Source organism: Brevibacillus sp. MS2.2 (genome assembly GCF_013284345.1).
Taxonomy (GTDB): Bacteria; Bacillota; Bacilli; order Brevibacillales; family Brevibacillaceae; genus Brevibacillus; species Brevibacillus brevis_C.
Genome location: NZ_JABSUZ010000003.1, coordinates 197,075 through 214,826, shown reverse-complemented (window position 1 = coordinate 214,826; position 17,752 = coordinate 197,075). Strand labels below are relative to the sequence as shown.

General features: G+C 48.6%; 5 protein-coding genes. All 5 read left to right on the top strand.

Annotated features, from left to right (window positions below):
• The first annotated feature begins 19 nt into the window (after positions 1 to 19).
• From edeN to edeJ, 5 genes are read left to right on the top strand one after another with little or no spacing between them, the layout of a single operon-like run.
• A complete protein-coding gene (edeN, locus tag HP568_RS03995; RefSeq protein WP_173628398.1) occupies positions 20 to 6,538 on the top strand; it encodes an edeine non-ribosomal peptide synthetase EdeN in 6,519 nt (2,172 codons plus the stop codon).
• A 6-nt stretch (positions 6,539 to 6,544) separates the two neighbouring features.
• Positions 6,545 to 7,705 carry a pyridoxal phosphate-dependent aminotransferase gene (locus HP568_RS03990; RefSeq protein WP_173628397.1) on the top strand — a complete coding sequence of 387 codons (1,161 nt, stop codon included), beginning with the start codon at positions 6,545 to 6,547 and terminating at the stop codon, positions 7,703 to 7,705.
• A 17-nt stretch (positions 7,706 to 7,722) separates the two neighbouring features.
• Positions 7,723 to 11,013: an edeine non-ribosomal peptide synthetase EdeL gene (gene edeL, locus HP568_RS03985; RefSeq protein ID WP_173628396.1), complete on the top strand. Its 3,291-nt coding sequence runs from the start codon at positions 7,723 to 7,725 to the stop codon at positions 11,011 to 11,013.
• A gap of 33 nt (positions 11,014 to 11,046) precedes the next feature.
• Entirely contained in the window at positions 11,047 to 15,030 is a 3,984-nt protein-coding gene (gene edeK, locus HP568_RS03980) for an edeine non-ribosomal peptide synthetase EdeK (RefSeq protein WP_173628395.1), read from the top strand.
• A gap of 30 nt (positions 15,031 to 15,060) precedes the next feature.
• Positions 15,061 to 17,751 carry an edeine non-ribosomal peptide synthetase EdeJ gene (edeJ, locus tag HP568_RS03975; RefSeq protein WP_173628394.1) on the top strand — a complete coding sequence of 897 codons (2,691 nt, stop codon included), beginning with the start codon at positions 15,061 to 15,063 and terminating at the stop codon, positions 17,749 to 17,751.
• Position 17,752 lies beyond the last annotated feature (1 nt).

Here is a 17,752-nt window from a genome sequence, read left to right as displayed (position 1 = left end):
GTCAGGAGAGAAAATTGTGATGAACAAGATCGACAAAAACAATATAGCTGACATTTTGCCGTTAAGTCCAACGCAGGAGGGCATGCTGTTTTACTACCGACTCCAAAAGGATTCCAATTTGTATTTCGAACAGCATCGGCTAACCCTTCGTGGCAAGTTTCAGCTGGAGTTGTTTACACAGGCTGTTACGATGGCGTTTGAGGCCAATGAAATGCTTCGTACGGTTTTTCGCTGGGAGGGGCTTCAAGCTCCTGTCCAGCTCATTCTTAAGCAAAAGACATTGGAGATTCCTTATTTCGATTGGACCGAGTTACCATCTGCAGCGCGGGAAAGAAAGCTGTCTGTCTTGTTGGCACAGGACAAACAAACACCCTTCACGCTTGAGTTGGGCAATACCATTCGCATTCAAGTAGTGCGGATGGAGTTGTATCGTTATGAAATCATATGGTCATTTCATCACATTCTCATGGACGGATGGAGTTCCGGCATTCTCCTAAGAGAGATATTTACAGCGTATGGACAATTATGCTCGGGGCTGTCTCCTACGATCAAACAGAAGGCGAAGTACAAGGAGTATCTGCGTTTTCTCAAAGAAGCATCGAAAGAAGAATCGCTATCGTATTGGAAAGATTCCTTACAAGGAATTAGCTCGCCTACACCGCTTCCCTATATGCGGGATCGTAACGAAGAGCGGCAGTATTCTTCTTATCATCTTCGGCTCAGTCGAACGCTGACGGAGACATTGGAGGAAGCATCCAAGCGATACCGCGTGACAATCAGCACAGTGCTGCAAGCCGCATGGGGTATTTTGCTGCAAAAATACAGCGATACGCGTGATGCTCTTTTTGAAGTGGCGTACGCTGGTCGTCCTGCCCATCTCACTGGAGTAGAGGTAATCGTCGGCCTCTTCATCAAGACGTATCCGCTCCGGGTCAAACGGACAGAAACGACAACAGTCAAAGAGCTGCTGGGTGTCATGATGGAAGAACAGCACCAGATGGCCCCTCATTTATACGTGCCATCGGTTGAGTTGAAAAACTGCTCGGAGATGGACGCACAAACCCCTTTGGCGCACAGTCTGTTCGTTTTCCAAAACTATCCCATCGACAAGACGCTGGCCGGATTGGAACTTGACTTCGAGTTGGAGAATATCACTTCACATGAAACAACCGATTATCCATTGGTGCTGGAAGTAACACCAGGTGATGAATGGACAGTCCACGTCAACTACCAGGCATGGAAGTTTCAAGCGAAGGAAATGGAACGCCTGGCGCTGCACTATCTGAGCCTTCTCGAGCAGATTGCGGCTGATCCGGAGCAAGAGATTCGTGACCTTACCCTGCTCAGTGATCATGAGCGGCACGAGATGATCGAGGAACAGATGAAAGTCGTGCCAGTTCCGAGTAACTACTGCGTGCACGAGTTGATTGATCAAGCGGCAGAAAAAACACCGGATGCAGTTGCGCTTGTACAAGGAAAGCAGACTGTGACCTACAAGGAGTTACAAGAGCAAGCGAATCGCTTGTCTTGGGCTCTGCAAAAGGAGGTGACAGATGCAGGCCGACCGATAGTTATCATGTGTGATCGTTCCCCTGAGATGATTACTGCACTGCTAGCTATCCTCAAAGCTGGGTGTTACTATGTCCCACTCGATCCAGACTTGCCGAAAGCGCGAATTGAACAGATCGTAAGCCAGATTCAGCCTATTCTGATTGTGACAGAGGGCAGTTATCTGGAACTCGTCGCTGATTTGCAAACAAAGGTGTTTCGTCTGGATGAACCAGCATGCTGGGCACAGGAGTTAACCCAAACACCACAGCGATTAGCGACACCTTCGAGTACGGCGTATGCCATCTTTACTTCTGGTTCGACAGGTACGCCAAAAGGTGTGCGTGTAAAGCATGATCAATTAATCAACGCTCTTTGGTGGCACATTGAATTTGTCGGGTTCGGTGAGCGGACGAGAACGTTGCAGATCGCTACACTAACTTTTGACGCATCGGTTGTCGAGATTTTCTGCACACTGATCAGCGGCGGTACCCTTTGCTTGTTGCAGCGACATGAAAACAAGTCCCCGCAAAAGCTCGCAGCTGCCATCGAGAGCCAGCAAGCAAACGTGATACTCGTCGTCCCTACGATGTATCACGCTTTGCTTGACCACGTGGCTGATGGCTCGATGGATTCGATACAAAAAGTGTTATGTACAGGGGAGATGCTGTCTTCTTCGTTAGTGGAACGACATGCAGCCCTGCTGCCTCAAGCACAGATGTACAACTTGTATGGCCCAACGGAAAATAGTATCTCGGCATCTGGGTATTGTGTACCGCGACAAGGGCCTTTTGAAACCCCGCTTCCCATTGGACATCCGAGTTACAACGTTCGTATCTTTCTTCTGGACCAAGATTTTCATCTATTGCCCAAAGGAGTAATAGGGGAAATGTACGTAGGCGGGATGGGGGTAACGGAAGGATACATTGCCGACGAGGAAAAAACCAGAGCGTCCTATATACTGACCCCGTATGGAAGGCTTTATCGTACAGGCGATTTGGCTTGCTGGACAGATGAAGGACATCTGCAATATTTTGGTCGCAAGGATTTTCAGATCAAGATTCGCGGCAACCGCGTTGAATTGGAGGAAATTGAAGCTGTCCTGCGTCGTCAGCCTGGTGTTCGGGAAGCAGCGGTTGTGGCCATTCAGGAGTCAAAGCGCGACCCTTATCTGGTGGCATGTTTGGTATCGATGCATCCGATTGAGGAACACGTTTTGCGAAAAGCAGTGCTGACTTATTTGCCTGACTATATGCTACCTGCCTTTTTTGTCCAGCTTGATGCCTTGCCTCGGACGCAGAGTGGAAAAGTAGACAAGACTGCCTTGCAACGTCTGGATTACACGCAGTATCGCACGGGAAAGGAAGAGGCCCCGGCAGATGAACTTGAGCAGCAATTGGCCCAAATATGGCAAGAGCTTTTGGCAGTCGAAAAAATAAGCGTGCACGATCATTTTTTCTCGCTAGGAGGCCACTCGCTAAAGGCCGCTCAACTCGTGACCAGATTGCAAAAAGAGAGAAAAACAGACATCTCGATCAAGGATGTATTCCAGAACCCCACCATTCGACAATTGGCAGATCGCATCAGGGATAGACAGCCGATATCTTATGCGCCAATTGATCGGGTCAGTCATGCCGAGAAATACAGAGCTTCGTCTTCACAGAAACGAATTTTCGTCATGCATGGAATAGAAGGAGAAAGCACCAGCTACAACATGTCGGGTGTAATTGCGGTGAGCGGTCATCTGGATGTAAGTCGAGTGAGCAGTGTGTTTAAGGAAATCATCCAAAGGCATGAAGCTTTCCGTACTTCGTTTGCGGTACAAGATGGAGAAGTATATCAATACATCAGCGACCATGTGCCATTTGAGATCAAAAACATGCATAGCGACGGCAGGACATTGGACGAACTGATGGAAGACTTCCGGCAATCTTTTGATTTGACGAAAGCACCTCTCCTTCAGGTATGCCTAGTCGAGGTCACAGCCGCTCAGCATTATCTGCTGTTCAATTCTCATCATATTATTTTGGATGGCATTTCACTGAATGTGTTAATGGAAGACTTTGCTAGATTGTATGTGGGTGAAGAGCTGCCAGCACTCCCTATTCAATACAAGGACTACGCGGACTGGCAGTGGCAGAAGCGAGGGAGCGAGCAGTGGAATCAGCAGGAAAAATACTGGGTGGATACCTTCAGCGACCGAGTCCCGCTCATGTCTTTTCCGCTGGATTATCCACGTCCTTCTGTTAAGACATTCCAGGGGGACCACCATACGTTTTTCCTTACTGATTCTACGTACGGTGATTTGCATACATTTGCCAAGCAGAACGAAGTGACTGTCCATGCTGTTTTGATGTCGGCTTATTACGTGTTGTTGATGAAATACACGTCTCAGGAAGATTTCGTTGTCGGTTCACTGGTAGCTGGACGAAATCATCCCGATTTGGAGCGAATTGTCGGCGTCTTTATCAACTTCCTTCCGATTCGCAATCGTCCTCGTGCCGATCTTGCGTTTACCGATTTTGTACAAGAGGTTCAGCGCAGTCTGTTACTGGCCTACGAACATCAGGAGTATCCGTTTGAAGAAATCGTTGCTCGTAGCGCCGCAGGCATCCAGCAAATGCAAAATCCATTGTTTGATACGATGCTGATCTTCCATAACCAGCGGGAGCAAGAAGTCAGGTTTACAGTGGGCGACGTGCAATTTGAAGAGGTTCCGCATGAATCGAAGACGTCGAAGCTTGACTTTAAGCTGGATATTACACCACTCGCTGATCAATACAGGTGCGTGCTTGAATACGATACCCAGTTGTTTAAAGCGGAGACAATGGAAGGCTTTGCTGACAACTATTTGCGTGTACTCGCAGCGCTTCTGAAGCATCCGAAACAGCGATTGGATGATGTCGACATCGTACATCACCAAACAGAAAAAGAGGGCGTGATGAACCGCCTTCATCATGTCGGAGTTGCCGTTCCTGAACTGGGTCCGGCTCAAATCATGTATGGCACTCTCGGATTTGATGCGAGCGATTCTTTGCATGATCCAGAACAAAACGTGTACCTCTCCATGTGCATGAAACCGGGATGTGTACCAATCGAGCTAATCGCGCCTGTCGATGAAACGTCACCTTGCGTTCGTTTGTTGGAAGAGAAGGGGACGGGTCCGTACCATCTATGTTATTCCATTTCCAATATTACTCATTTTTTGAAAATGTTAGTTTATTCAGGCTTCCAATACGATTTGGTCAGCGCTCCTAAGCCAGCGGTACTTTTCAATCATAGACTCGTTGCCTTTCTCTTTCTGGAATCGGTAGGCTTGATTGAACTTGTAGAGAGCGAGGATATGAAGCAAGACGAATGGCAAAGCACCGATCAGCAGTCTGCTGTCCGTTTGCTTACACCAGATGCTGATAAGGCATTGGCGTTCTTTACGTTCCTGGGCTACCGTGTTCACGAGAAATATCTGGATCGACAATCGCAAGCCAGTATCATCACACTAGGTAAAGCGGAAGAGAGCAGCATCCAGTTAGTCGAGCCTCGAAAGGAGCATTCGCAAGAACACCGCGAGCTCATGAAAAGTGGTTGTGGTGTTTACCAAATCGAGGATCGGGTAACGAACTTGACCGAACGGATCGACACCTTGTTAGCGTGCGGCATACCCGTTTCTTTTGCAGACCAGGCAGGACGCAATCTGCAACTGACAGATGCCCCCTACCTACTTTTGACTGACGGAAAATCAGCCGCCGAAAGACCTAAGCCGATTCTAGGCGAGTTTCATTCGGAAACAACGCCCATCTATTCCTTCGTTCAGGAACGCTTGCTGAAGCAGGAACAAGAAGATGGCATTGTGGCTGTCAGATGTTTTGACATCGAGCTTCGGAGCAGGATCGAACTGTCGTATATGCAGCAAGCATGGCAAGCTCTCGTGCGACGTTTTCCTCCGCTGTCGCCCCAAGGCTTATCCGAACCGATTCCGATTGCGCTCTGTGATTTACAAGAGAAAAGTGAGGCAGAGGCAACGGTATGGTTACGAGAACGATTGACTGCCGTACAGAAGAGGCCGTTTGAGGTCAAATCAGGATGTTTGGTTCATTTTGAACTGATAAAGATGGCTGCTGACCGCTATCGGCTGATTGGAAGTCTACATAGCTCCTTAAGTGATTGGCGAGGTCTCGGACTTCTCCTGGAGGAATGGGAGGCTCTGTATCAGGCGATTGCAGAAGGGCATGAACCAGCGACGGAAGAACAGCCTCGCTACGAAGCATTCGCTGTTTGGCAGAAAAAAATGCTTGATTACGGACATCTCGAGTCCCAGCGTCACGAGTGGTTGACAACAGCTAATCCACATTCTGCTCAACCATTTGGTACGGGAGGGGTAGCGAAGCAACAAGTCGAGCAGTATATCGACCCTTCAGGTCACGCCGACTTGCTACATGTAGCTGCTCATTCCAATCAGGAGCTGGGAGACATCTTGCTTGCCTCTTACCTGCTGTTGCTTCGACAGGTCACCCAATTGCCTAGTTTGATGCTTGGAGTAGTGACGACGAATCGGACGCAAGGTGTGCTGGAACAAACGCTAGGCAACTTTGACAACATCGTACCGCTCACCATCGATATGCAGACGATCAGTTCGTTTTCACAATTATTGGATCAAACAAAGCAAGTACGTGCCCGTATGCAAGCACTCGCGTTGTATCCGTCAGAGCACTGGCAGGCGACGACGAATATGGAATGGCCGACACTTTTTGTCAACCAGACGATACCATTCAAAGCTCAGTCAGCTGTTTGGAAACGTGGAGTCAAACGGTCGGTTGAGCCAGAAATGGCAGGAAGTCCGCTAGTTCTTCAGGTAGCAGAAACTTCGGAAGGTATTCATGTCGTTTTTACCTATGATCCAGCTATGCTTCAGACGGCGTATGTTGAATCGCTTTCGGATCGCTATGTGAAAATCCTAAAAATGTTAGCAGAAAAATCGAAAATAAAGGGGTAGGAGAATATGGAAATCAGATCCTCAATTAATTTTCACGACGAGCGCTTTTTGATGTTTGTACTGGACCAGATGGCGAATGAGCTTGAGAGAAACGGTGGAGAAGCGATCCGCATGACTCTTGGGAAGTCAGAAATGCCGCTGCATCCCGAAATTATCAATTCCATGCAACAGGCATTGAACAGCTTTGAAAAATATTCGCTCGTATATCCAGGTGGTCTGCCAGAGCTGAAAGATAAGCTCGCGACCCACTATAAAACAAAATACGATGTGTCAATCAAACCTGAGAATTTCGTGATCAGCGTCGGTACCAGCACACTCTTCCGTAACCTGTTCTACCTCCTGCTTAAAGAGGGCGATGAAGTGTTGCTGCCACTTCCGTACTACTCGCTCTACCATTTCTGCGCGCTGCTAGTCGGTGCGAAAGTTCGTTACTACAAAATTGATCTGGATACGTTGAGACTTGATGTGGATTCGTTTAAAGAGAACTTTACAGACAAGACGAAAGTGGTCGTGATCAACACGCCAGGCAACCCGTTGGGAAATATTCTTACAAAAGAGGAATTGTATACGATCGACAGCATTGTAGACGGCCGTGCGGCTATTATCAATGACGAGATTTATGCGAATACCTACTTCGATGACGAGTGCGAATCTGTGATGCAACTGCAAAATACCAAGTCTACTTTCATCACAACGGATGCGTTTTCCAAAGCGTATCGGATGTATAGCAGACGTGTCGGATATGCGATCGTACCGGATGAGCTGGTACAGCCACTGACGGTCATTCAGCACCACACACTGCTCACTGCTGACCCAGTCGTACAGTTCGGAGCAATGGCTGCGCTTGATTACCAGCATGAGGTTGATCATTTGGTCCAACTGTACAAAGGTCGTCGGGACTACACGATTGACGCTTTCCAAAATGTACCGGATGTTCGTGCTCTGCCAGCGAGAGGCAGCTTCTACTTTACGATTGACTGCGAAGCATTTATGAAGAGAAAAGGCATCAGCACCTCGCTTGAGTTGGCTACGCATATTTTCGAGGCTACACATGTGGCGACGGTACCGGGTTCAGACTTTGGCATTCCGAACACACTGCGCCTCTCATACTCTGCCGCCAAGTATAACGAGGGAATTAACCGTTTACGGGAATTTTTCACCACCTAAAAAGGGGAAGAGTCGCAATGAATGGACGTATGCAGCTCGATCTGGATCTGAACGAGTTTAACCTGCTCTCTGATAATGAAGCGAACTTGTTAACCCGAGTCAATCAGACAGACAAACCGTATCGCAGCAATGTAACAATCGCTGAACTGTTCGTAGAGCAAGCGGAAAAAACGCCTGATAGAGTCGCAGTGGTAGAGGTGGATCGAGAAAGAACATACGCAGAACTACACGCGGAAGCAAACCAGCTCGCCCGTATCTTAAAAGATGCGGGTGTAGTTCCTTCGCAACTCGTAGGAATTCTCGCAGACAGGAGCTCCCGTATGGTGTCGGCAGTTCTTGCAATCCTCCAAGCTGGTGGGGGATACGTCCCGGTTGATCCGCATTATCCTCGAGCTAGAATACGCTATCTTTTGCAGGACAGTCGCTGCAAGGTGCTTGTAACAGAATCCATGTATCTGGACGAGATCATACCGGATCTACCTGACAGCATCGAGACGATCATTTGTTTGGACGAGACTTCCTTCCATTACGAAGGATACAAAGTCTATACAGCGTCAGACATTCGCGGTCAAAAGGATGAGGCGATAGCTCCGGCGGGTTCAGAGGATGATGTAGCGTATGTCATCTACACATCTGGTTCGACTGGTGCACCAAAAGGCGTCATGATTTCGCACAAACAGGTATTGAATACGTTGTTTTGGCTGGAGGAGACTTTTCCGCTAAGCGAGACAGACGTGGTTGCCCAAAAAACCTCGATTTCTTTTACGGACTCGGTGTGGGAATTGTTTTGGCCCCTGATGGTTGGATCAAAGCTGTCTATTTTGAAAGAGGAAGACGGGAAAGATCCGGGAGCATTGTATGACTGGCTGCGAGAGCAACGTATTACCGTCACCCAATTCGTTCCAGCGATGATGAATGTGTTTCTGGCTCATGTGCATTCACGTAATGAACCAGACCCGTTACCCAATTTGAAGTGGGTATTTAATGGAGGAGAAGCGCTGACTGCTAATCTGGTTCGCGAATGGAATCGATTGTTCCGTATTGCGCGAATCGCCAATATTTACGGGATGACAGAATCAGCGATTTACGCTTCCGTCTATCTTTGCACAGAACAGCCAGCTGAAGAATCACTCAGAATCCCTGTTGGTGTTCCCATTGCCAATACGCATATGTTCATCCTTGGACAGACGGGGGAAATTTGTCCTCCAGAAGTCAAGGGGGAGATTTGCATCGGAGGAATTGGTATCACCGACGGATATTTGGGCAAGCCTGAGTTGACCGAAAAAGCTTTTACGTATCATCCCAATACCGGCGAGCGCCTTTACCGTACGGGAGATGTAGGATTGCTCAGCGAAACAGGAGTATTTGAATATCTAGGGCGGATGGACGACCAGGTTCAAGTGCGCGGCTATCGTGTGGAACTGAAAGAAGTGGAACGCGCCGTGCTTCAGCATTCTGCTGTGAATCAGGTAGCTGTTTTGGCTATAACTGATCAAATGGGTTTGACCGAACTGGCTTGCTACTATGTCGTGCAAAAGGACGGCATTCAGCCAGATGGGCTTCGTGCGCACCTGCTGGAGTGGCTCCCCGGATATATGATCCCGAGTTACTTTATGGAGCTGTCCGAGATGCCGCTTACCCCGCATGGAAAGATCGATCGCAAAGCTTTGCCTGCTGTAAAGCCCGGCGTCAGTAGTGATTACGTGGCCCCGGCAAATCCGATCGAACAAAAGCTGGCTGAGTTGTGGGCGGATGTCTTACAGATTTCATCCCCTGGTGTACTTGATCATTTTGTCGGACAGGGAGGGCATTCGCTGAAGGCCATTCAGCTTTTATCCAGGATTGAAAGTGACTTTCAAGTGAAGCTTTCTATGCGTGACCTGTTTGATGCCCCGACGATTCGTGGTTTGGCGACAAGGCTTACAGGCCATCTCAAGGAGACGGAGCAAAAACCGATCGCCTTGCTCTCTGATCAGGAATATTACCCTGTCACAGGTGCACAAGAGCGACTTTACCTGTTGTGGCAGTTAGAAGAAGATGCTACCAGCTATCATACACCGGGAGTGATGCGGATCATCGGTTCCCTTGATTCAGGGCGTCTTCAAGACATTGCAGATCAACTCGTCGCACGACATGAGGCGCTACGCACCTCGTTTCATTTGATGGAAGGTCAGGTGAAGCAAAAAGTACACGGTGACCTGTCTGTACAGATCGAGACATGGAAAGCAGACGAGGAAACGGTAGAAAAGGAAATCGAACGCTTTTTCCGGCCATTCGATTTAAAGCAAGCTCCTTTGCTTCGCATAGGCCTAATTGCGCTCTCATCAGAGGAGCATCTGCTGATTTTTGATATGCACCATATCATTTCAGATGGCATATCCAAGTCCATCTTGCTTGAGGAGTTTTGTAACCTTTACCAAGGACAGGTATTGCCGGAATTGTCGGTACAGGCCAAGGAATTCGCTTGGTGGCAAAGAGAACAAGCTGCCGAGATCGGCTGGGCCGAGCATGAAGCCTACTGGTTGGATGCATTTTCTCAGCAGCCGCAGCCGTTGGCAATCCCGACCGATTATCCTCGCCCACAAACCATGACATTTGATGGAGATGAATTGCTGACTGAGCTGTCTGGAGAATGGCTAGAAAAACTCGACTCATTTACCCGTCAGAGTTCTTCGACGCTGTACATGCTTCTGTTGGCTGTCTATTCTGTTTTGTTATCCAAATACAGCAATCAGGAAGACATCGTCATCGGTTGCGACATGGATGGTAGACAACGTGCGGAGTTTGCTCCTGTTGTGGGAATGTTTGTTAACACCTTGGCCCTGCGAAACTGGCCGAAGAAGGAATTGACTGTCCGAGAGTATATCGGGCAGGTACGCCAAAACGTGCTAAGCGGTTTTGAGCATGGAGACTATCCATTCGATCAACTGGTAAGCCAGATTCAATTCCCCCGTGATCCAGCAAGGAACCCGTTGTTTGACGCCATGCTGACCCTGCACCATGCAGCGGAGCAGCAAAAGGTCCGTCTCGATCAAATCGAGTTTGCTCCGTACGAGTTCAGACGCAAAGCTGCCATGCTCGATCTGGCTTTGGAAGTGGTGAAGGCTGAGGATCACATATGCATGCACTGGCAATATAACACGAACTTGTATCACAGAAGAACAATCGAGAAGATGGCTCAAGATTTTGTCAATCTTCTGGAGCAAATGGTAGCCCACCCGAACCGAACCATCGGACAACTTCAGATCGGTCATGGAGTAGTACAGGTAGCACAGGGACAAGTGGATGACGATGACTTTGCTTTTTAAGAAATACATGACGGACAGAAAAGAGGGATTGGCTTGACAACGATAACGGCACAAAACATCTTGCTGGCCAGTGGGCAGTTTGATCGAGAAAAAGACTATTGGATGGAGAACCTCTCTCAAGAGTTTCATTCACTTGACCTTCCAACAGACTCTCGGGCCTCGTTTCAGCGTCAGTCTGAGCTTCGTGAGCTGACCATCGTGTTTCCGGACGAACTGAGCAGGGCGTTGATTCATTTAAGCAATGGCTCGGATCAACGTTTGTTCATGGCTTTGCTGAGTGGATTTGGCATCTTGTTGTCCAAATACACGGGACATCAGGACATATGCGTTGGAACGGCTATCTTTCGTCAAACTGAGCCGGGTGAGTTTTTGAACAAGGTACTGCCCTTGCGTCATCAGGTACTCCCGGAATGGAGTATCAAGGAGCTGCTGCAAGAAATTCGGCAGACCTTAAAGGCCGCTGTGGAACATCAGAACTACCCAATCTTGCGGTTGATCGAGGAACTGCAAGTACCACAGCAGGGGAACAGCACACCGTTCTTTGAGGCGACTTGCTTGTTGGACGTTCTTCATGATCAGGACAGTCTGGAACAGGTATCGAGCGAGTTGCAGCTCCTCTTTTCTAAAAAGGGGAACTCGCTCGAATTACTTGTGCGTTACGTGGGGCAAAGATACCAACTCCCCATGATGGAACGGATGATGGAGCACTTGGTCCGTATTTATCAGGTTATCGTAACCCACCCGGATCAAAAAATCGCCGAGATAGCGTGCTTATCTGAGGCAGAGGTACGGGAGTTAGTTCTTTCATTCAACGACAATCGGATTGATTTTCCGCGCGATCAGAGCTTTGATCACCTCTTTGAGGAGCAGGTAAAAAAGACGCCTCATCGCAAAGCGGTGACAGACGGAAAAACAACTTTCACCTATCAGGAATTAAACGAGCGATCTAATCGACTCGCGCGCCATTTTATCCAGCAAGGAATACGACCTGGCACAAAAATCGGTATCTATATGAAGCGTAACGTGGATACGCTAGTTGCGATTCTTGCAGTGTTCAAAGCGGGAGGAGCCTACGTACCGATTGATCCAGACTATCCGCAGCATCGGATCTTGTACATCGTACAAAAGAGCGAGATTACAGGGTTGATCACTCAGCCTGACTTGCTAGATGGATTGGAGTCGATTCAAGCATCCTCGCCTGAGCTGAAGTATCTCTATGTCTTTGGTCCATCCGATCAATCCGTAGAGTCACTTTCGGGAGAGGACATCGGTCGGGAGAGTGCGGGAACAGACTTGGCATATATCATCTTCACATCGGGCACGACTGGACAACCAAAAGGCGTAATGGTGCACCATCGTGGAATGATTAACCACATTTTTGCTAAAATCAACGACCTATCCCTCTGCGAGGATGATCTTGTCGCACAAACGGCTTCTCTTTGCTTCGACATTTCTGTATGGCAATATCTGGCTGTTTTGTTGGTGGGTGGCTCTGTGCAAGTGGTCGATACAGAGACGGTTATGGATACGCAGGCCCTTCATGACGTACTGCGTTCCAACCGCGTCACCGTAGCAGAAGTGGTACCATCTCTGCTCTCCGTGCTACTTGATCTCGTTCAAGAATGGCCAGACTCTGAACGCAGCTTTCCTGATCTGCGGTGGATGGCAGTGACAGGAGAGGAGTTGCCTGCCCCTCTGGTACGGCGCTGGTTTGCCTGCTATACGGACATTCCATTGGTGAATATGTACGGGCCAACGGAAGCATCCGATGATATTACCCACCACATTATCCGGGAAATGCCCAGCGATCAGCAGATTGTGGTTCCCATCGGCATACCGATCCAGAACACTCATATTTACATACTCGATCAAAATCAGTGTATCTGCCCGCGAGGCGTAAAAGGAGAAATAGGTGTGGCCGGGCCGGGGGTTGGATACGGCTACTACAAAGATGAGGAACGGACGCAAAAAGTTTTCGTAGCAAATCCGTATGCTAGCTGGGTAGAAGACCCTGACTACCAAGTCCTCTACCGAACGGGTGATGTAGGCCGGATCACGGAGGACGGCTATATTGAGTACTTCGGGAGAATGGACAATCAAGTCAAGATTCGGGGTTACCGAATCGAATTGAGTGAGATTGAACAGGTTATGCGCAGACATCCTGCGGTCAAGGATGCAGTGGTCTTGGCGCTTTCAGAGGAAACGGGTGCAAAGTACTTATGTGCCTATGTCGTTCCCCAGGAGGAATTTTCCGCCCGAGGTGTGCGTGATTATCTGTTTACTGTGCTTCCGGAATACATGGTGCCGATGCACTATGTAAAGCAAAACGTATTGCCACTTACCCCTAACGGAAAAGTGGATAGAGGGGCTTTACCGAAGCCTGGCATACAGGATCGGGTCGACACATCTATTTTTGTGTCAGCGACAACCGAGACGGAAAAAACTCTTACCCACATTTGGGCGTATGTGTTACAGCTTGATCCAAACACAATCAGCGCTCGGGACAATTTCTTCGCTCTAGGGGGGCACTCGTTAAAAATCAACGCGGTAGCTGCGCAGGTTGTACAGCAGTTTGGCGTACAGCTTCCACTGCGAACTATGTTTAATCACCCAACGATTCAGGAACTTGGCAAAGTGATTGATGGCGCAGACAAGACGATTTTGAAAAGACGATTCCCAGTCGAAGCCAGATCGTACTATCCTGTTACGGCTGCTCAGCGCAAATTCTTTATTCTTCAGCAGTTGAATCCGGCTGACACAAGTCTTCACATTACGGCTGCTCGTTTCATCGAAGGAGCTTTGAACCGTGAGAAGGTAGAACATGCTTTTCAAGGACTGGTTGACCGCCATGAATCTCTTCGTACCTCGTTTGATTATCTAGATGGGCAAGTGGTTCAAATTGTACATGATTCGCTAGTCTTCCGTTTGGAAGTGAGCGAAGCAAGTGCAGAGCAGTTGGAGGCCAGCCTGGCAACGTTTGTACGGCCATTCGACTTGCGTCAAGCGCCATTGCTGCGTGCAGGGCTAATCAGGGTTGCACCGGAAAAGCATCTCTTGTTGTTCGACATGCACCATATCGTTTCAGACGGTGTATCCATGGATATTCTCGTAGAGGACTTTGTTCGTCTCTATGCAGGTGTGCCACTTCCTGCATTGGAAGTTCAGCAAAAAGAGTTTGCTGTTTGGCAGGAATCTGCACTTGAGTCAGGGGAGCTTCAAGCTGACTATTGGACAGACATGTTTACAAGCCCGGCTCCACTTCTATCGATTCCGACTGATTACGAAAGGCCAGAATCTCTTACGTTTCCTGGTGCAACGATTGAGTTCGAGATATCGGCAGAGGAGAGGCAGCGGTTGCAGGATCTGGCAGCGGAAGAACATGCGACACTTTACATGGTGCTGTTATCGGTTTACAACATGCTGCTTGCAAAGTACAGCGGCCAAGAGGATGTCGTTGTCGGAACTCCAGTAGCTGGGCGTAAATTTGCAGAGTTTGATGACGTAATTGGGATGTTTATCAACACCATTCCTTTGCGCAATTATCCAAAAGGCGAGAAAACCTATCGCGAGTTTCTTGCGGAGGTCCGCGAGCATACGCTAGCCTCTTTTGAACAAGCGGATTACCCGATTGATCTGTTTGTCCAGACTCTTGGTCTTGAGCCAAATACAGGTCGTCAGCCCCTTTTTGATACGATTTTCGTCCTGCAAAACATGGACAATCCGGAAGGGGAACTGGAGCTTGAGGACATGATCGTCAAAAACTATCCCCTGCAAAACAACACGGCTAAACTTGACCTTCATCTGGCGGCTTATCCTGTTTTCGACAGACTGACATGTAAGCTGGATTACCGCAGTGACCTGTTCCGGAGAGAGACGATGGAGCAGTTTGTGAGTGACTTCAAAAGCTTGTTGCAGCAGGTGATGGAAGATCCCGAGCGCCTCCTGCAAGACTTTGAATTGACCCGTGAGGTAGCCCTTATTCAAGCACAGGGCGTCGATTGGGATTTTGAATTTTAGAGCAAGCGGTGAGTAAGAGGGGGAGGGCATATGGAGACTACTATTTCGCAAAACATTCTGCTAACCAGTCGGAAATTTAGCCGGGAGGAGCAGTACTGGCATGAGAAATTACAGGGGGAGTGGACGCTCTCCCTCCTTCCAACCGAAGGGACGGAAAAGGAAGGCGATGGGGAGGAGGAGACTAACGAAATATCTTTTGTCTTTCCAGATGATTTGAATGCTGCCGTTGCGGCCCATTGTGATCATCATCCGATGAAGCTCTACCTGTTCCTTCTGTCGACGTTTCAAATCATGCTGAATCGGTATAAGCAGACAGACGACATGATCATTCTCACGCCCGTCTTTCAGAATCCGCTTCCCCCTAATGCTTGGAATCGGGTGCTGCCGCTGCGTGTACGGATGCATCCAGAAGCTACTTTTGCAGAAGTGGCGAAAGAGGGTAAGCAGCTGGTCAAAGAGGCAATGGAGCATCAGAACTATCCGTTTTCGCAAATGATGCAATGGCTTGATCTATCCGACACGGATCTGAAGACACTGCTGGATACAGCCTTCGTACTAGAAAACATGCAAGATATTGCTGCTTTAGAAGGCTTGTCCCTGCAAGTGGTATTTGCATGCAAGCAAACAGAGGATGGAATTACAGGCCGTGTACGGTATGCGGGCGAGCAGTTCCAAGAGGCTGTCATCGAACGGATGATCAGCCATTATCTGCAAATTCTTCGTGAAGTCGTCGTCGATCCTAAACGGTTGGTTCACACAATCGATATGTTGACCGAGGCGGAGCGGACAGATCTGTTGTATACCCGAAATCAAACAGATGTCCCTCATTCTGCTCCCAAGCCGATCCATCAACTGATCGAGGAACAGGCAGCGCGTACTCCTCATCTAACAGCAGCTGTGTTTGGCCACAAAACCCTTACTTACGCTCAATTGAATGGCAAAGCCAATTTCCTTGCGCGTATGTTGAAAGACCGCGGCATTGGAAGAGGAAGCTATGTTCCTGTCTTGATGAATCGTAGCTTGAATTTGGTCATTTCTCTGCTAGCTGTGATGAAAACTGGTGCGGCCTTTGTGCCATTAGACGTGCAAAGTCCGAACGAACGGAAAAAGCAGCTACTGGATGAATTGGATTGTCCGGTGACCCTGATCGGGCCAGAAATACATCAGGAACCGTCATTTGTGCAAATGACACGTGCTGTAATCGTCGATGCGGATGATATCCAGGAAGAAGAGGACTTGACGGTTCAGGTAGATGTGAACGATCCGATCTATGTGATCTATACATCTGGTTCCACTGGCAAACCAAAAGGAGCTGTCGTCCCTCATATCGGTATTTTCAACCGGTTTCGCTGGATGGATGAACATTATGGTTGTACGGAACAGGATGCCATTTTCCAGACGACTCCCCATCACTACGACAGCTCGGTCTGGCAACTTTTCTGGCCGCTCTTCCATGGTGGCCGTACCGTCTTGCCGATTCCTGAATTCGAGATGACGCTCGATCAAGTATTGCACGCCATTTCAACCTATCAGATTACGATTACGGACTTTGTGCCGTCGGTCTTCAACCTGTTGGTGGATCAAATGGAAACACGGATGGACATACACGATTCACTTTCTTCGATTCGCCACCTGATCTTGGGGGGAGAGGAAATTACGGCTCACACCGTGCAACTGTTTCTTCAGAGGTTTCCCCACGTTCGTATCACGAATCTGTATGGTCCGACGGAGACGTCTATTGGTGTTATCTACTTTGAGATCGACCATACCCATCAGGGACCGATACCGATCGGAAAGCCGATAGCCAATACGAAAATTTTGCTGCTGGATTCAAATCGCAAACTTGTTCCGGCTGGACATCAAGGAGAGATCTATATCACAGGCTTGTGCTTGGGGCATGGTTACTTGCACGATCCTGAGAAAACAGCAGCCAGCTTTGTTGACAACCCATATCCGGAAATTGGTTATCAAAAGCTTTACAAGACAGGCGACCTTGGACGTTATCTGCCGAATGGCAATATCAAGTTCTGCGGTCGCATCGACCATCAAGTAAAAGTACGTGGGCACCGAATTGAGCTGGGGGAGATTGATGAGGTGCTCTTGTCCCACCCGCTAGTAAAAGAGTGTGCAGTTGTATTTCAAGAAGAGAAGGCTCGATTGTGCGCTTACTACGTATCGAATGCTCAGGAATTGACCGCAAGTGACTTGCGTGGTTATCTCAGCGAACGGCTTCCCGATCACATGATCCCTTCCTTTTTTGTCAGCATTGAAAAAATGCCGTTGACAGCAGGGGGCAAGATCAATCGCAAGCTACTGCCTGAAGTGGATGAGCAACAGGCGTCCGACGCAGAATATATAGCCCCACGAAACGAGAAGGAAGAACAGCTCGTTACCATCTGGAAAGAAATCTTGGGGATCGAAAAAGTGGGGGTACACGACAGCTTTTTCCAGCTGGGAGGGAATTCCCTGCTGTTGCTTAAAATGCATGCGCAAATCGTAAAACAAGTGGATAGCGAGATTAGCGTCGCGCATTTGTTTTCCTACTATACGATTGCCATGTTTGTGGATTTTCTCGAACAAAGAAAACAGGATCAGTTTGCATCTTTGGAAGATCAAAGCGATGATGATGAATCCCTTCTGGAATTGCTGAGGGAGGTCAAGGAGGGAGTTCTCTCCGTAGACAAGGGTGCCGAGCTGATCGACAAAAGGAAGGGGAATTAGG